The organism is Providencia sp. PROV109, from assembly GCF_033681625.1.
Lineage (GTDB): Bacteria > Pseudomonadota > Gammaproteobacteria > Enterobacterales > Enterobacteriaceae > Providencia > Providencia hangzhouensis.
On record NZ_CP096320.1, the window covers coordinates 1927080 to 1944283 of the forward strand.

At 39.8% G+C, this 17204-nt stretch carries 15 protein-coding genes; 6 read left to right on the plus strand and 9 right to left on the minus strand.

Features of this window, described 5'->3' with window-relative positions; genetic code table 11:
* Positions 1–46: 46 nt before the first annotated feature.
* Positions 47–1138, minus strand: coding sequence for an NADH:flavin oxidoreductase/NADH oxidase (locus M1F25_RS08790; RefSeq protein WP_112308154.1), 1092 nt, complete (start codon positions 1136–1138; stop codon positions 47–49).
* Between the two features lie 542 nt (positions 1139–1680).
* On the opposite strand from M1F25_RS08790, the gene M1F25_RS08795 reads away from it, so the two are divergent.
* The 4 genes from M1F25_RS08795 to M1F25_RS08810 all read left to right on the plus strand — a co-directional run bounded on the left by M1F25_RS08795 (position 1681) and on the right by M1F25_RS08810 (position 6142).
* On the plus strand, positions 1681–2997 hold the full coding sequence (locus M1F25_RS08795) for a CitMHS family transporter (protein ID WP_036957833.1): 1317 nt from the start codon (positions 1681–1683) through the stop codon (positions 2995–2997).
* Between the two features lie 217 nt (positions 2998–3214).
* The gene (locus M1F25_RS08800) at positions 3215–4069 is read left to right on the plus strand and encodes a VanW family protein (protein ID WP_004255480.1); all 855 of its coding nucleotides are present in this window, start codon (positions 3215–3217) and stop codon (positions 4067–4069) included.
* A gap of 226 nt (positions 4070–4295) precedes the next feature.
* Complete coding sequence (locus tag M1F25_RS08805) at positions 4296–5006, plus strand: RNA ligase family protein (protein WP_036958146.1); 711 nt, start codon at positions 4296–4298, stop codon at positions 5004–5006.
* A complete protein-coding gene (locus M1F25_RS08810) occupies positions 5003–6142 on the plus strand; it encodes an AAA family ATPase (RefSeq protein ID WP_004255475.1) in 1140 nt (379 codons plus the stop codon). The genes M1F25_RS08805 and M1F25_RS08810 overlap by 4 nt, the downstream gene beginning before the upstream one ends.
* Positions 6143–6188: 46 nt before the next feature.
* On the opposite strand, the gene M1F25_RS08815 is transcribed toward M1F25_RS08810, so the two are convergent.
* The 8 genes from M1F25_RS08815 to citC form a co-directional block, all read right to left on the minus strand.
* Positions 6189–7241, minus strand: coding sequence for a 4-oxalomesaconate tautomerase (locus tag M1F25_RS08815; RefSeq protein WP_036957831.1), 1053 nt, complete (start codon positions 7239–7241; stop codon positions 6189–6191).
* A 374-nt stretch (positions 7242–7615) separates the two neighbouring features.
* Entirely contained in the window at positions 7616–9049 is a 1434-nt protein-coding gene (locus tag M1F25_RS08820) for an anion permease (RefSeq protein WP_094961208.1), read from the minus strand.
* A gap of 257 nt (positions 9050–9306) precedes the next feature.
* Complete coding sequence (gene citG / locus M1F25_RS08825) at positions 9307–10188, minus strand: triphosphoribosyl-dephospho-CoA synthase CitG (RefSeq protein WP_110591570.1); 882 nt, start codon at positions 10186–10188, stop codon at positions 9307–9309.
* Positions 10175–10714, minus strand: a complete 540-nt coding sequence (citX, locus tag M1F25_RS08830; protein WP_004255463.1) for a citrate lyase holo-[acyl-carrier protein] synthase — start codon at positions 10712–10714, stop codon at positions 10175–10177. Before citX ends, citG begins: the two co-directional genes overlap by 14 nt.
* Positions 10715–10716: 2 nt before the next feature.
* On the minus strand, positions 10717–12243 hold the full coding sequence (gene citF, locus M1F25_RS08835) for a citrate lyase subunit alpha (protein ID WP_096865105.1): 1527 nt from the start codon (positions 12241–12243) through the stop codon (positions 10717–10719).
* 10 nt (positions 12244–12253) lie between these two features.
* Positions 12254–13150, minus strand: a complete 897-nt coding sequence (citE, locus tag M1F25_RS08840) for a citrate (pro-3S)-lyase subunit beta (RefSeq protein ID WP_004255459.1) — start codon at positions 13148–13150, stop codon at positions 12254–12256.
* Complete coding sequence (gene citD, locus M1F25_RS08845; protein ID WP_004255457.1) at positions 13150–13446, minus strand: citrate lyase acyl carrier protein; 297 nt, start codon at positions 13444–13446, stop codon at positions 13150–13152. Before citD ends, citE begins: the two co-directional genes overlap by 1 nt.
* Positions 13443–14519, minus strand: a complete 1077-nt coding sequence (gene citC / locus M1F25_RS08850) for a [citrate (pro-3S)-lyase] ligase (protein WP_164560979.1) — start codon at positions 14517–14519, stop codon at positions 13443–13445. The genes citD and citC overlap by 4 nt, the downstream gene beginning before the upstream one ends.
* Before the next feature lie 368 nt (positions 14520–14887).
* On the opposite strand from citC, the gene dpiB reads away from it, so the two are divergent.
* Both dpiB and dpiA read left to right on the plus strand, forming a co-directional pair.
* Positions 14888–16516, plus strand: coding sequence for a sensor histidine kinase DpiB (dpiB, locus tag M1F25_RS08855; RefSeq protein WP_094961213.1), 1629 nt, complete (start codon positions 14888–14890; stop codon positions 16514–16516).
* Position 16517: 1 nt separating this feature from the next.
* The gene (dpiA, locus tag M1F25_RS08860; RefSeq protein ID WP_004263346.1) at positions 16518–17198 is read left to right on the plus strand and encodes a two-component response regulator DpiA; all 681 of its coding nucleotides are present in this window, start codon (positions 16518–16520) and stop codon (positions 17196–17198) included.
* Positions 17199–17204: the final 6 nt, after the last annotated feature.

Sequence of the window (17204 nt, forward strand, 5' to 3'; positions counted from 1 at the left end):
CGCAGCTATTGATTATCAAGCAACAATAGCTGCGAATTTATTATTTTTACTTAAATAAGTGTTTGAATTGGTGTGGGGCGCTGCGTAGATATTGCGGTGCAACGTCTATTTGTTCATTCAATTCACTTGCTGCTCGCCAAGGCCAGCGTGGTTCAAATAATATACCTCTACCGATTGCCACAAAATCTGCTTGGTGAGTTGCCACAATGGCTTCTGCTTGCAAAGGTTCAGTGATAAGACCGACAGCAATGACAGGCATCATAGTATTCTCATGAATAGCTTGTGCTAAAGGGACTTGGTAATTTGGGCTCAATGGTATCTGTTGTTCAGTTGATAACCCGCCAGATGAGACGTGGATATAGTCACAACCTAAATCTTCTAATAATTCTGTTAGCTCAATTGATTCAGGTACGCTCCAACCCGATTCAAGCCAATCTGTTGCGGAGATCCGTACACCAATTGCAACATTAGGGCTAATGGCTTCTCTCATCTCATGGAAAATATTAATCAGTAAGCGAGTACGATTCTTAAAGCATCCACCATATTCATCTTGTCGTAAGTTTGAAACTGGCGATAGGAATTCATGCAGTATATATCCATGAGCAGCATGGATCTCAATAACGTCAAAACCTGCTTTTTCTGCCCGAATTGCTGCCTCAATAAATTGCTGTTTGAGCTGCGAAATTTCTTCAATAGTTAATGCATGTGGAATTGCATTATTACCAAAAGCCAGTGCTGATGGTGCTACAGTCTGCCAGCCATTAGGTTGTGTGGACTGAATACTATTACCTCCTAACCAAGGTAAATCTGTTGATGCTTTCCTACCAGCGTGAGCGATTTGTACTCCTAAGCGTGCATCTGAATATTGCCGGATATCGCTGAGCATTTGTTGCATTGCTGCCATTTGCTCTTCATTCCATAAGCCTAGGTCTTTGTAGGTAATACGACCTTCAGGAACAACAGCACTGGCTTCTACAATAACTAAAGAGGCACCTGATAAAGCAAGGTTCATGTAGTGGGCTTTATGCCATGCTGTTGGCATACCATTTTCTGCAGAATATTGGCACATTGGGGGAACAATAATACGATTTTTCAGCGAAACTTGGCCTATTGATGCGGGTGAAAAAAGGTGGCTCATTGGAACTTTCCTTATTAGCAAACTTAAATTATTTTAATATTATACCCAGTTAGCCAAAATTTTTTTGTGAGATGGTGTGGTATTAAGGGGGAAAATTTGTTTTACAGCGAATTATTGAAGGAAAATCAAGTAAATTTTTACAGATTTGATCAATACCATAAAAAGTATATTTCCCTAGCAATATGATGCAAAAAGAGGGAAAAAATATAAAAAAATGAGATAAAAAATAAAATATAATAATAACTATTATTTTTTGATTGTTATAATTCTGTAACTTATAAATAAAATTAATAATCACCAATATAAAATGGCGTTAATGCCTGCTTATGGTTTTAATGGTTCTAATAGTGAATAAAACTATTTTTTTATTTTAAATGATAATTTAAATAAGCGTTAATGCATTGTTTGTGAGGCAAAAATATAAAATATTCCTTGCGGTTATATTAAATGGTTTATATAAGAAACAAGCTTATTAAGCTGATACTAGCTAATCCTAAGCTTTGTGTTCACCTGAAAAATATAATTCTAAGAAGGAAATTGATGTGCTGACAATTATTGGTATTTTAATCATTATATCGATAGTAACATTATTGATGATGGGAAAAGTTAGCCCAATTATCGCAATGTCTTGTATCCCCTTTATTGGTGCTTTATTTGCCGGTTATTCTGTTGCTGAAATTTCAGTATTCTTTGAAAGCGGCATTAATAAAGTCTCAAAAGTCGCAGCTATGTTTTTATTTGCGATTTTATTCTTTAGCTTAATGAAAGACCTGCATATTTTTGACCCGTTGATCCGTTTAATGGTTAAAATGACTCGTGGAAATATTATTGTTGTTTGTATTATGACAACGTTAATTGCGGGTATTGTCCATCTCGATGGGTCAGGCGCTGCGACATTCTTAATTATTATTCCTGCATTGTTACCTTTATACCGTCAACTTGGTATGAGCCCCTATTTAATGTTGCTACTGATGTGCGCCAGTATGGGTGTCATGAATATGGTACCTTGGGGCGGGCCATTAGGCCGAGCTTCAGCTGTAACCGGAATTGATGCTTCGACCCTTTGGCAACATTTGATCCCAGTACAACTAATTGGTATGGGTGGCGCAGTGGTATTTGCTATTCTGATGGGGTTACGTGAGAAACGACGTATTGCAGCGGCAAGTTTGAAAGGAACTACGCCATATGAAATGGATTCTTTGTTACCTGTCAGTGACGACACTGCAGATATAACAGAAACGGTTCAAAAACCTAAGAAACCACTCATCAATGGTGGGTTAATTGTTGCCTCCGTTGTGTGTTTAGCATTTGGTTTATTATCTGCACCTTATGTTTTTATGATTGCACTTTCCATTGCCTTGATGGTGAATTTCCCTAATCCTAGAGACCAAATGAAAATTTTGGCCGCCCATGCACCACAAGCGTTGGGAATGGTTGCTATTATATTAGCGGCGGGAGCATTTTTGGGTATTTTATCGGAAGGTGGCATGCTTGAGTCAATCGCAACAGACTTAACGGCTATCTTACCAACCGAATGGGTTTCTAAAGTCCATATTTTTGTTGGTATTCTAGGTGTGCCGATGGATATTTTTACCAGTACCGATGCTTACTATTTTGCCTTACTACCAATAATTCAACAAATTGCCGCTACAGTTGGTGTTGACCCATCTTCTGTTGTTTACGCCATGGCGATAGGTAACAACGCAGGGACCTTCGTGAGTCCTTTTTCTCCAGCGGCATGGCTAGCTATGGGGTTGGCTGGAATTGATATGGGCCGCCACCTACGTTATTCGTTTGGTTGGATTTGGTTGTTTAGTTTCTTTTTATTAGCGACTGGGGCGCTAATCGGCTTGTATTAATTTGCTCGTTGGCTTTAATGCCACAGCGTTGTTGGCTTCAAAAGTAAACCCTAGTCACATACTTGTGTATGCGCCTAGGGATTTACTTTTTTGCCGCCTAGCTGTGACATGAAATATTTAGAACAAATGGTTTTTATTTTGCGTGCTGGATTATTTTCTTTTATCAATTATTGGGTTTATCAGATAGTTACTATGTCGTAAAGCAAAGGGCTATGACATGATTTATTGGTTAATGATATCAATAAGGTTTGTTATGCGTAGGCCGCTTTCTTCTTATCATCCTATTCTCTATTGGCTGCGTGTCACCCAAAAACGTTTAGCTCGACGATTGCATTGGGCATTTTCCGCCAAATATTATGCGAAATTAAAATCCAATGAACGTCTTGAGTATCGCTACAACAAGCACACATCTAAGCTGATCCGTAAATTAGGTGAGTCAGACCTACGTTTACAATACAACAAAGTGACAAACTTACGTATTGCTGCAGAAGCGATGAATGGAGTCATCATCTACCCAGGGGAATACTTCTCATTTTGTCGGCTCGTTGGAAAACCAACTGCGCGCAGAGGTTTTCTTGAAGGTATGGAACTTTCGTTTGGTGAGGCTCGTTCAGGGATTGGCGGGGGAATTTGTCAACTGAGTAATTTAATTCATTGGATGGTATTGCATTCTCCATTACAAGTGGTTGAGCGTGCTAATCATAGTTTTGACCCATTTCCAGATGAAGGGCGGGTATTGCCTTTTGGTTCTGGGGCGGCAATTTTTTATAATTATATCGATTTGGTTTTTTATAATCCGACACAAAGTGCTTTTCAGTTGGTATTTAATATTGCAGAACATCAACTCGAAGGGGAGTTATTGAGCTGCACTCCTCGTGAACACAAATACCATATTTATGAGAAAAACCATAAATTTACCCGAGAGAATGAAGTTATATACCGTCATAATGAAATTTGGCAAAAAGTAACAACCAAAGGACAAGAACCTATCACTCTGCAGGATAATTGTTTGTATCGTAATAAAGTGGTAGTGAAATATTCCCTAGATGAAAATTGTATAACAGTTGAATAGTTGCGTTAGTAATGAGATTAGGAATAAATTGATAGCCTTTTTCTTGACAATTAGACTAAAATTCAACTGTTTTCCTTCAATTTCGCTAATTTTAACTATTAGCCAAGCAAAAATGAGGCCGTTACTCGGAATAGATATGTAATACCTACTCTTGATTTCTCAACAATTAAAGACGCAAATCTAACAAAAGATTTGTGGTTATTTCTATTTCTTTAGAGAAAGCATGATGAATATGCAATCAAGAAAGTATGGTAGAACGTATCACTATCCGTTCTCCCCTGGTACGACTAGTGATGATCGCATCAATAGCGATTGGTGGTCGCATATCCAAAATATAAACAAACTGATTCACACAGAAAAACTGGATGGTGAAAATAATTGCTTAAACCGCCATGGAGTTTTTGCACGCTCTCATGGTGCCCCAACCCAATCGGCATGGAGCCAGCAAATTCGCCAACGTTGGCAGCTGATTAAAGATGATTTAGGGGATATCGAACTCTTCGGCGAAAACCTTTATGCAATACATTCCATTGAATATCAACATATTGAAGATTATTTCTATGTGTTTGCTGTTAGGCAAGGGGAGTATTGGCTTAGTTGGGAAGAGGTGCAATTTTATGCGGCTTTATTTGATTTTCCAACTGTCCCACAATTAGATTTATCACTCAGTAAACAGATGGATAAGCAAGAGTATGCAAGTTCATTAATTACTGCGGCATCATTAGATAGTCAATTTATTGCGCGTGATACACATACAGGGAAAGCCTGCAGCATGGAAGGGATTGTGAGCCGTGATAGCCAAGGGTTTCATGTGGATGATTTTATGGCGCATGTTTTTAAATATGTGCGTAAAAACCATGTCAAAACAGATATCCACTGGAAACGGCATTGGCAGAGAGCCAAGTTGGCCTTTGAATTACAAGGAGAACAACCATGAGTTGGCAATTAACCCAATGTCGTGATTGGGCGCAGCTTGAAAAACAGTTCGATTTTGTGCGTGATATGCAATATGTGCCGCAAGACCGTTTGCACCATGCGGAAGGTAATGTGGCCATTCACACTCAAATGGTGTTAGCGGCTTTGGAAGATTTACCTGAATATCAACAGCTTCCAGAACTTAAACAACAAATCGTTTGGGCGGCAGCGTTGCTACATGATGTTGAAAAACGCAGTACGACAAAAGAAGATGAAGAGGGGCGGATTCATTCGCCTGGACATGCTAAAAAAGGTGAATTATCTGTACGAAATATATTATTTCGACAAATAGAAACACCTTTTGCTATTCGTGAACAGATTGCGGCTTTAGTTCGATTTCATGGTCTACCGCTTTGGTTAATGGAAAAGCCAGATCCTGAACGTACATTATTTGCGGCATCATTGCGCGTTGAAATGCCTTTATTGTGCATGTTAGCGAAAGCTGATGCGATAGGGCGTACATGTGAAGATAAAGCGGAATTATTAGTTAGAATCGAGCTATTTGAATTATTTTGTCGTGAGCAGGGCTGTTGGGACAAACCTAAATCATTCGCTTCACCAGCTGGGCGCTTCCATTATTTTCATCATCAAAAAGGCACTACGGATTACCAACCTTTTGAAGAGATAGGGAGCGAAGTGATTATGCTATGTGGTTTGCCGGGGATGGGAAAAGACCATTTTAGCAAACAGTTTTACCCACAAACGGCAGTCGTGTGTTTAGATGATATTCGCCGAGAACATAAAATCAACCCAGCAGATAAAAATGCACAAGGGTGGGTAGCTCAGCAAGCTAAAGAGCAAGCAAAACGATTGTTACGCACTAAAACACATTTTATTTGGAATGCAACATCATTAAGTGCCTCTTTACGGGGAACCATGATCAGCTTATTTGAACGTTATCAAGCCAAAATCCATTTAGTTTACTTGGAAGTGCCATTTAAACAGTGGCGGCAACAAAATCAACAACGTAAGTATGCAGTGCCGGAGCAAGTTATGGAAAAAATGGCAGGGAAGTTGGAGTTGCCAACGCCAGATGAGGCACATCAAGTTTCCTATTATATTGATGGCAATTTTGAACCGTTATTTGCAGAAAAATAAAATTAATCACCTGCCTCTAGATAAGAGGCAGGCCAAGATATTAGTTTTAAGGAACGTAGACATCGCCTTCAAAGAGTTTTCTTGCAGTTCGAATAATTGAAGCTTGAAGCTCTTCCGGTGAGTTGCCTTGTTGGTTTAACGACACGTCAAATTTGCCACTTAAATGCTCAATAGCAATGTTTTTCATATCAACAGAGTGAACATATTGCTGGGTAATACTATTAGGAACAATAGTACTTGTGGCAATGGCAATAGCACCAGTCACGGCAAGAGCGCCATGGCATTTATGTGGCATAAAATAGCGGACATTAATGGTTCCACCGTGAATGGCGGGTGAAATCAATATGGGTTTAGGAATAACTTTTTTGCTCACATCACCAAGCCCCATCGCTGCCCCGGCTTTTATACGAATAGTTTCCAGCTTTTGCATAAATTCGGTATCGGATTCAAGTTGCTCCGCAGTTTCATAACCAGTTTTATTGAGCTGAGGAGCATCAATTAATACCACAGGCATTGCCATATCAATACAACTGACATCAATGCCTTCAATGGTATCAATAGCATGACCAGTAGGAAGCAATTTTCCTGTTTTTGTTCCACACGCATTTAAAAATGTCAGGGCAACAGGCGCGGCATGGCCGGGTACACTAGCAATTTCGGTATCACCATCATAATCCACATGACCATCAGGTGTTTGCACCGTAGAGTTGACGAAAGTGTTCGTATTGACATTACGGATCCTGACAGTGGTTGTTTTACCAGTAATAGGAACTAACCCCTTTTCAATCGCAAAAGAACCCACGGCACAAAGAATATTTCCGCAATTTGGTGCGGTATCAACAATACGTTCAGTAATAGAAACCTGAGCGAATAAATAATCAATATCAGCATCAGGATGAGTTGAAGAGCTAATAATAGCGACTTTGCTGGTTTGTGGGCTACCCCCACCAATACCATCAATTTGCAAAGCATGACCAGAACCCATAATAGCAAGGATCAGTTCATCCCGTTGTTGAGTGTCTTTAGGGAGAGAGTCCGCTAAAAGGAATACGCCTTTCGAGGTGCCGCCACGCATTAGTGTACAAGGAATTTTTTTCATCTGTTTACCCGTCATATTTCACGCTGTAGCTGTGTTGGCTGCACTCAGCCCCCCAAGTCACATACTGATGTATGCTCCTCGGGATGCCTTCGTTTTGCCGCCTTGCTACAACGCGAACTATTTAGGGTAAACTGACTTAATATTATTAGGTAACCCTATGAATTCGATTAGGTTAAACCCGTCAAGTATTATTACGGTAAACTTAACTCATATTATTAGGGTAAACTTAAGTCTGAATTAAGGTTGCTCCAATAAAGTTCACGTTATAGCGCCAAGACTGCAAATAACTCTGGAACAGCGAGAAATTAATAATTTTGTTGTTAAATAGGGCACAATCATGATTGTGCCCGTCGTGTCGGTTTATTAACGAAGAATTAAATTAATCCAGTACTAATTAAAATTTCCCACCAACCTAAACCGATAGTCATGTGAACGAATAAACTAATGAAGGCAACTAACCCGCCGATGATCCACCAAGAACGGATATCGTTATAACCTGCACCGAATACGATAGGTGCTGCTGCACCGCCATAGTGCGTTACGCTTCCGCCATAAGCATTCGAGAACAGTAAGCCCAGAGCGAGCAACATCGGAGGAGCCCCTGCAACCATACCTACAGTGGCAAATACCGGCACCATGGCTGCAACGTAGGCACCACCAGAGGCGAATAAGTAGCGAATGGCAACACTGATGAACATGATGACAAAGAACGCCAGCATCGCTTGGTCACCGAAAGAAAGGTATTGGCTCATGGTATCTGCGAGCCACTTGAAGAAGCCTGCTTTTGTGAGTACGCCTGACATACTGATAATACCACCGTACCAAATCAGGGTATTCCAGCCGCCTTTATTCTTCAGTACGTCATCCCAAGTTACAACACCGAGGATCAGGGTTAATGCCATGACCGCAATCGCGACGCTAGACGCGCTAACACCGATAAGGTCAGAGAAAATCCAGCCACACAGCGCGATAACAAAGACAATCCCCAGCAATTTTTCACGCATAGTCATTGGGCCTAAATCTTCAAGACCTTTAGCTGCGATCTCTTTGTTATTCACCTTTTTCAACTCAGGCGGATACAGTTTGTAGATCATTAACGGCGTCAAAATCAGCATGATTAAACCCGGTACAGAGGCGGCAAGTGCCCATCCGCCCCAACTTAAATGGATGCCCATAATGTCACTCATCATGGCAAGGGCGAGTGCATTCGGCGCCATTGCTGTCAAGAACATATAGCTGGTGGTTTTGGTCACCATATACACGTTGACGAGGAGGTAGTGACCTGCTTTACGTGGGCTTTTTTCTGGATCAGACCCTAAAGCAACGGCCACACTATTGATAATTGGGAAAACAATTCCCCCAGCACGTGCTGTATTCGATGGCGTCGCAGGAGCGATAATTAAATCAAGGATTGCGGTTACATAACCGAGCCCTAATGTTGTACCGCCTAATTTACCAATCAAAATATAAGAAAGACGTTTACCTAAACCAGTAATAACAAAGGCAGCACTCAGAGTAAATGCAGCAAATACAAGCCATGTCGTACCGGATGCATATCCGCTTAAAACTTCGCTTGCTTTGACATCTTTAGTACCCGTTACCCCAATAATTACCGCACTTGCAGCAATCGTGGCTAATAAAATAACAGGCTCTGAATATGGTTTAAGTACCAGCCCAACAATGGCGGCAAGATAAAGACCGAATAGCAACCACGCAATATGTGGTAGACCCGCTGGTGTTGGTATTAAAGCAATAATAATTGGAATGGCTATTAACACGAATAGCTTCCATATTTTTTCTTTTTGCATAAGCCAATTTCCTTGATTAAATCAATATTAAATTTATTTAATATTAAATTGAATGAACTTTAATATTAGGAATTTGTTAAAATGACGATATTTTAAATATGGCTGTATCTTGAGTGAATAAAATGATTTTAATTCTTCATTAGTAATTCACCCTAAGGTATATAATTTAGTTAAATAGTTAATTGGTTTTTATTTGGTTAAATTGTTTTATTTTTTAAATTATTCCTATTTTATTAGTATTAAAAAATCACTTAATGTTAAATAAAAGAATGATTGGGTAATCGCGCAAAGAACCAAGTTAGAATTAATAAGTCTGCACTTCCCCCTGGGCTCACATTTAGCTGAATACATTCATTATCAAAATGTTTAACTTTAACTAAGTCATCACAGGTATTGATACCAGCAATTAATAACTGTTCCGCCCGTTGTTTTACCCATGCTAAGCCGTTGACACCCCCACGGTTGACAATATTCGTATCGTCATTCAGGCTCATTAATAGAATCAAGGTATCAAGTAGGGCAATATCGGCTAGTTTGCCTTTAGCGAGTTGCTGTAAATAATAAGGAAGTGAATGTTTGATTACTAACGAGTAACCGCCTTCGGCTTCACCTCTTGCACCGGTTAGCCCATGGCTCTGATATAAACGCTGGCCTGCGGTGGGTTTTTCGGTTTTTTGTTTAAGTTCATTGGTAATTCCCTTACACATACTAGCAACCAATAAGCTGACATTTTCCGGTGAGACACATTGTTGTTGTGCAATCAAACGGCCTATTGCGGTTAAGACTAAACCTAAGGAAAAAATACTGCCTTTATGGGTATTAACGCCTTTTGTTGCACGGAACATCGACCTTTCGCAATCCATACCAATAGGGCGAATGTAAGGTAATAGCTGCGCTATAGGGCAATTTTTATATTGAGCGCCTGCCTGTAAAAATCGTGGAAAATGTGTCGCGATGGCATTGGCACTTAAATGAAAGTCAGTCAGTGCCATATCTTTATGGGCACCGGTATTGTGTTTATCAACTAACCCGGGCTTAGGGGTTAAATTCACTTCGGCCAACATCGCTTGCCATGCTAATTGGCTGTAATAGCGAGTTAATTTTTCATTGATATGGCTGAGTTGTTTAATAGGTTGCATTTGCTAACTCCTCGATACGATCAAGTATCTCAACCAATGAATGTGTCCGTTGACGAGCACAAATTTTTGCTTCATTTTCACAAATTAAGCATCGTCTTGGTGGCAAATTTAATTGAGATCGCGAATATTGCTGTCCATTCGCATCAAACACATCAAAGTCCCATAACCGACCAACAGCAGACGATCCTTCTAGGTGAATTAACGCTTTTTTTATCTCGATAGCATCACCATCAACGGCGACCAAGCATTCCGGCCCCGTTTTGAATGCCCAAGATTGTTGTGATAAAAACACCCACTGCCCGCATGAAGCAATTTGTTCAAGCGCATTTAAGCCCTGATTAAACACATGTCTAACAAGAGAATTGTCTTTGACAGCTCCAGGAAAAACGACAGTAAATGAAATCAAGGTTACCTGATGGAGACCAATCCACGCTTGTTGTCGAGCCTGACGGGCATCACGGCTATCCAACAGTTCAGGTAAAGAAATTTCAAATTGCTCTTGAGTATCAGGCAGTGGGTAAAACATATTTACTCCTTCACTTGATGAACAACATCAATGATTGAACCATCACGATAACGGACAACCGCAACAGCTTTATCTGTAAATTCAATTGGGTTAGGAGTACCGGTTAATAATTGTGCTCGCTCTCTTAACCAGCTCATTGAAACGGTTTTAATACCTTGGCTTTCAAGTTGCTGTTTTAATTCAGGGCGTGCAGGGTTAACCGTAATACCATGGTCAGTGACAAGAATATCGACACTGGAACCTGGTGTAACACAAGTGAGAACTTCATCCACTAACGTTGGAATACGTCCTCGGACAAGCGGAGCAACAATAATTGACAGTTTTGAGGCTACAGCCGTATCACTATGACCTCCAGATGCACCACGAATAACACCGTCAGACCCTGTTAACACATTGACATTAAAGCGTGTATCGATTTCTAACGCACTGAGTACGACGACATCAAGCATATCAACGGAAGCACCTTTCGAATCAAAACAGGCATATTGGTTAGCACTGATTTCAATATGATTCGGGTTGCGAGCAAGTGATTCAGCTGCCGCTTTATCAAAGCTTTGAACATCTAATAATTTGCGAATTAACCCTTTTTCATGTAAATCAACGATAGTTGAGGTAATACCGCCAAGTGCGAAACCAGCTTGAATGTTATGGCGTCTCATTTTATCTTCAAGGAAGCGAGTAACGGCCAAAGAGGCGCCACCAGTACCGGTTTGTAATGAGAAACCATCTTTGAAATAACCGGATTTTTCGATAACATCCGCTGCGGTACGCGCAATCAGAAGTTCACGAGGGTTCGATGTCATACGAGTTGCATCTGCCCCGATTTTATCCGCATCACCCACGCGTTTAACTTTAACGATATAATCGACTTCATCTTGTTTAATACTGGATGGGTTATGGGGGTAATCGAGTATCTCTTCCGTTAACATCACCACTTTTTTCGCAGTTTCAGCGTCAATTTTGGCATAACCTAAAGAGCCACAGCAGGCCGTTCCGGTATATCCGTTTGCATTACCGTATTCATCACATGATGGCACGCCAATAAATGCCACATCAATAACTAGTTCACCGCTATGAATTAGATTTGCTCTTCCACCATGTGAATGGATTTGTACGGGTTCTTCTAACTCACCACGTGAAATGGCTTCAGCGAGCGGGCCTCGGATACCAGAGGTATAAATTTTACGAATAACCCCATGACGAATATGTTCAACAAGTGGCGAATGGCAAGCACTTAATGAACTGGATGCAAGTGTTAAGTTGCGAAAGCCCATCTCTGCAATGACTTGCATCACCATATTGACCGTAAGGTCTCCACCACGAAAGGCGTGATGGAAAGAAATGGTCATACCGTCTTTAAGACCAGAACGGCGAATAGCGACTTGCAAGTCATCACACAATTTGCGATTTCTCGGCTTTTGTACCTGCTGTTGTACTTTACCAATATCTTTAAATTCACGTAGTACATCGTCAGTATTTGGTTGTAAGTAGGCTGATACGCGAGCCTGGCGCTGAGTATTATTTGTCATTTTTATTGCCTCACTCTTCCCGAATTCCTGATAATGCTGCTCGTGATAATACGAGGCGAGCTCTGTCAATAACTGGGCCATCGACCATTTTTCCGTTCAATGAAACTACGCCTTTACCTTCAAGGGCTGCGGCATCAGCGGCTTCAACAACACGCTGCGCATGGTCGACTTCTTTTTGAGTTGGTGCATATAAATTATGAAGTAACTCAATTTGTCTTGGGTTAATTAATGATTTGCCATCAAAGCCGAGCTGTTTAATGTGAGCGGCTTCGCGTAGGAAACCTTCTTCATTATTAGCATCAGAATAAACGGTATCAAACGCTTGAATACCTGCTGATCGAGCGGCTTGTAAAATGGCGCACCGAGCATAGAGGAGTTCTACGCCGTCTGGAGACCGCTCGGTGCGCAAATTGCGGACATAGTCCTCGGCACCTAATGCGATGCCTATAAGTCTTGGTGATGAATGAGCAATATTCACAGCTTGAGTGATGCCCATTGGTGATTCAATAGCGGCTAGCAAACCTGTGCTGCCTTCTTCGCGGCCACAGCTTTTTTCTATACGCAAGATTTCACTTTCAATATCAATAACATCTTGTGCCGTATCCGTTTTAGGAAGGCGGACGATATCCGCACCACCGCGAACAACGGCTTCAAGGTCAGCAACACCAAAAGCGGAATCTAATGCATTGACCCGTACAATGGTTTCAATATCTTGATAAAGTGGGTGCTGCAATGCATGGTAAACCAAGCGACGAGCCGTATCTTTTTCGCGCAAAGTGACGGAGTCCTCAAGGTCGAACATTAAAGCATCCGCTTTATAAATAAAGGAATTGCTCAACATAGCTGCATTGGAGCCGGGAACAAACAGCATACTTCTGCGTGTGCGTGATTTTTGTTCTGGAGTCATTACTTATCCTCCCAAGGCAGATAGTCGATATCACAAGCGCGAGCCAATAAGGCTTCTAAGCGGGCTTTGAGTACGCATTCTAGTGCACCTTTATCATCTACAATGATTTGTGCCCCTTGAATATCATGTTGCTGGATAACTTCTTGTACGATTTTTGCGATAGCATCCCCAAACTGTTTTTCAACACTACTGGTAATTTGTATTGAGACCTCTTGAGTGTCTTCTAGTGGCTCTATGCGAACCATGACATCACTTGATTCAAGTGTGCCAGCTACTGCTGCGTGCTTTATCTTCATATTTCACCTATGGCTAATTCAGAACTTTCGGTGTGGCTTTGAGCAGATGCGACTTGATTGGCGACCATCTCTTGTAAATATTGATAGGTTGCCTCAGGCACAATCGGCTTAATCGCCGCAAGATCTTTTTTAGCGAGCAATCGTCTAACTTGTGAGGCAGAAACAGCCGTTCCATTGATGATTGTTCGCGGAAATTCAATGAGTTCTATAGGTGGAAAATTCATAGCATCGGTTTTTAACCAAAAGCGCATGTCTTGGTTATATTGGTTGGTGACTTGGCAAAAAGGTTCCGAGCCTACGAATCGATGGGTTATCCCTAAAGCAGGGGCAATATATTGACGAAAAATCTTAATATCGATTTCGGTATAACAGTTATTAGCAACTGTTTTATCTTTAATAAAGTAACAAGGAAAAGTCGCTCGAGAAATAATATATTCCGAACCTTTATGAATAGTAAGATTTTCTATTCCTTTGGTTCCTGCTTCAATTAAATTTAATCTAACTTTATAAGGAAAACGTGAGGTATCTTCTTTGACAACAAATAGATGTAGCCAATCACAGGCCTTCGCAGCTTGCTCTATTAAATAACGATGCCCAAGAGTGAAGGGGTTGGCATTCATAACGATTGAGCCAATTTTTTTTCCTTCCTTACGTTGTGCTTTTAAACTTTCGATATAACGTTTTAGATAACAGCAACTATTTTCCATCAATACCATAATATCAGGAACTGTGGCAATGGTATGAAAACCACATTGTTGGAATAAGCTTTCATTTTGAAATTTGGTATAAATAAATAAATGAGTTGTATTATTTTCGTAAGCAAGATTAACCAGTTCTGTTGCTAATTTTAATGCAAGGCCTTCACCTCGAGCATCATCGCTAATAGCAACGCATTTAATAACATTTTTTGCTAATCCTCCACACGCAATTAATTTTTCATTGCGAGAAATCGTAATGAAAACGTCAATACTTGAATCAAGTTCTAAATCGTTTTCCTTTAAAAACTGAGTTATTTCAGCAAGTTTCCTGTTCTCATGACGTTTTACTTGGTTAAACGTTATGTTTTCGAACATAATAGTATCCTGCATCTCATTTAGAGATGTTTTTAAAATGTTGCTAATGTTAAAGTTAATTAAATAAATTCTCTTAGGTTGTTTTTATAAAAACAAATATAAATTTTTATTTAATTACCCTCTCTGATATTTATATTAAAGATACTGTATTTAATATATTTGACCTATTTCATGTTTCTCAAATGAGATTGTATTTGTTTAATGGTTTTAAAGTTTTTAATTATTGAATATGTTTTTTATTGCTTGGTTTTAATGTGTTTAATTATTAATATGTGTATTATATCTTTGGCTTGAATCCGATTTATCGGTTATCCTACCATTTTTGAGTTAACAAAATTTTTACTTTTCAGCCAGTAACGAGATATAACATGAAAAAAGAATATACGTTCTCCTCATTGAAAAAAGTAAATTCAGTTTCATTTTCAGTACGAGTATTTTTTCTGTTATTAATAGTTTCTGTTTTTTTAACTCTCGGGCTGGGTAAATATTTTACGGACACAGCTGAAAATCGATTGATTGCGAACATTCAATCGTTAGCAATGAGCCAAGCAAAGCTGATTGCTTCTATTGATGGTGTTGTTCAATCCGTAAAGTATAGAGATATTCCTGGGTTGAAGGTTATCGCTGACAAACTAAACCAAGATTCTAACTACGATTATGTTGTTATTGGTGATGAAAATTCGATTCGTTTGTATCACCCAAATAGTCAAAAAATTGGTTTTCAAATGCAGTGGAACAAACCAGGAGCTTTAGAGAAAGGAGAAAGCTATTTTATCAATGGCGAAGGTTCAATGGGGAATGCTGTTAGAGCAAAAACCCCCATTTTTGATGAGCAAGGTAAAGTGATCGGTGTTGTTTCTATTGGCTATCTATCCAACAAAATAGAAACATCACTCAGTGAGTTATTCGTACAAACAGGAGCCACTTTTTTAGGGATACTGATTATATTGCTCTTCTTATCATGGGCATTTTCACGTTTAATTCAAAAACAAATGTTGGGTATGGAACCTGAGGAAATAACCCAATTAGTCTTAGTACAAAAAGGGATATTTGAAGCTGTTTTTGAAGGTGTTATCGCAGTGAATATACAAGGGCAGATTATTAATATTAACTCTAATGCCCGGAAAATGTTATCTCTAAGCAAGCCGCTAGGGCAGTTAACAGGGACTTTTGTGTCGGAGCATATCTCGCCAGCCGACTTTTTTATTACCGATATTGAAACGACTAAGCATGATGTGATTTGCGAATTTAATGGCCTAAACGTGATTGCAAACCGGGTGGCAATTCGTGATGGGGAACATCTTGTGGGGGCGGTCATTAGCTTTCGTAGCCAAAATGATATTGAATCGCTAAACTCTCAGTTGACTCAAGTTCGCCAATATATAGAAAGTTTACGTACGTTACGGCACGAGCACCTTAATTGGATGTCAACATTAAGCGGTTTATTGCAAATGAAAGAATATGACCAAGCGTTGGCACTAATTAAAGGGGAGTCAGAATCTCAGCAACAATTAATTGATACACTTCGTGGGCAGTTTTTTGATAAGCAAGTTGCTGGTTTATTATTTGGTAAACACCACCGAGCCAAAGAACTAGGCTTACAATTAAAATTTACTGCGGGTAGTCAGTTACATGAATTACCTGATTCATTAAATAGTACTGAATTTTGTGCCATTTTGGGTAATCTACTCGATAATGCGTTTGAAGCAAGTTTGAAAAATAATCAGGGTAATAAGCAAGTTGAGTTATACCTTTCAGATGAAGGAAAGGAGATTGTCATTGAAGTCGCTGATCAGGGATGTGGTTTCCCGTCAGAAATTCAAGACAAATGGTTTGAGCGTGGTGTCACAACGAAAACAGATATAGCAGATAGCCATGGTATCGGGTTATATCTCGTTGCATCTTATGTTAAACGCTGTAATGGTGCAGTGATTATTGAAGAAAATCAACCGCATGGTACAGTATTTTCAATTTTTATTCCGAAAGTGAAGATATAAAATGATCAAGATAAAAATCCTCATAGTGGAAGATGAGTTGCTGCTTGCCGAAATGCACAGCGAATATATAAAAGCCTATCCTGCATGTGACAAAGTTTGGCTTGCAGGTAATCTTGCGGAAGCGAGAAAAATGATTGAATACATGAAGCCAGATCTTATCTTGTTAGACAACTATTTACCTGATGGAAAAGGCATTGACCTAGTTCATGAGTTAATACAAGAAAGAAATAATGCAGACATTGTATTTACGACGGCCGCAAGTGATATGGACACAGTCTCTGAAGCTATTCGTTTAGGTGTTTTTGACTATTTAGTGAAGCCAATTGCTTATGAGCGTTTAGGCCAAACATTGGATAGATATATTCAACGTAAATCTGTTGTACAGGAAAATAGCAAAACCAATCAAAGTAAAATTGACGATATGTTTAATACCTATGCTAGAGGGGAATCAAAGGAAGAACTTCCAACAGGTATTGATATCATTACACTTGAAAAAATACTCGCGTTATTTACTGAACCTGATGTGCAATATACGGCGGAAAGTATTGCTGAAACCATCAAACTCAGTCGTACTACCGCGAGACGTTATTTGGAGTATTGTTTAGCAAAAGATAAAATTGAAGCCGAAATTGAGTATGGCAAAGTTGGCCGACCGCAACGGATTTACCGCGCCAAGTTGTGAGTGTTT

What these genes read in the sequence shown, in the direction of transcription:
- M1F25_RS08790 (WP_112308154.1), bottom strand. Translation starts at nt 1,138, where the DNA reads ATGAGCCACCTTTTTTCACCCGCATCAATAGGCCAAGTTTCGCTGAAA.
- M1F25_RS08800 (WP_004255480.1), top strand. Translation starts at nt 3,215, where the DNA reads ATGATTTATTGGTTAATGATATCAATAAGGTTTGTTATGCGTAGGCCG.
- M1F25_RS08805 (WP_036958146.1), top strand. Translation starts at nt 4,296, where the DNA reads ATGAATATGCAATCAAGAAAGTATGGTAGAACGTATCACTATCCGTTC.
- M1F25_RS08810 (WP_004255475.1), top strand. Translation starts at nt 5,003, where the DNA reads ATGAGTTGGCAATTAACCCAATGTCGTGATTGGGCGCAGCTTGAAAAA.
- M1F25_RS08815 (WP_036957831.1), bottom strand. Translation starts at nt 7,241, where the DNA reads ATGAAAAAAATTCCTTGTACACTAATGCGTGGCGGCACCTCGAAAGGC.
- M1F25_RS08820 (WP_094961208.1), bottom strand. Translation starts at nt 9,049, where the DNA reads ATGCAAAAAGAAAAAATATGGAAGCTATTCGTGTTAATAGCCATTCCA.
- citG (WP_110591570.1), bottom strand. Translation starts at nt 10,188, where the DNA reads ATGCAACCTATTAAACAACTCAGCCATATCAATGAAAAATTAACTCGC.
- citX (WP_004255463.1), bottom strand. Translation starts at nt 10,714, where the DNA reads ATGTTTTACCCACTGCCTGATACTCAAGAGCAATTTGAAATTTCTTTA.
- citF (WP_096865105.1), bottom strand. Translation starts at nt 12,243, where the DNA reads ATGACAAATAATACTCAGCGCCAGGCTCGCGTATCAGCCTACTTACAA.
- citE (WP_004255459.1), bottom strand. Translation starts at nt 13,150, where the DNA reads ATGACTCCAGAACAAAAATCACGCACACGCAGAAGTATGCTGTTTGTT.
- citD (WP_004255457.1), bottom strand. Translation starts at nt 13,446, where the DNA reads ATGAAGATAAAGCACGCAGCAGTAGCTGGCACACTTGAATCAAGTGAT.
- citC (WP_164560979.1), bottom strand. Translation starts at nt 14,519, where the DNA reads ATGTTCGAAAACATAACGTTTAACCAAGTAAAACGTCATGAGAACAGG.
- dpiB (WP_094961213.1), top strand. Translation starts at nt 14,888, where the DNA reads ATGAAAAAAGAATATACGTTCTCCTCATTGAAAAAAGTAAATTCAGTT.
- dpiA (WP_004263346.1), top strand. Translation starts at nt 16,518, where the DNA reads ATGATCAAGATAAAAATCCTCATAGTGGAAGATGAGTTGCTGCTTGCC.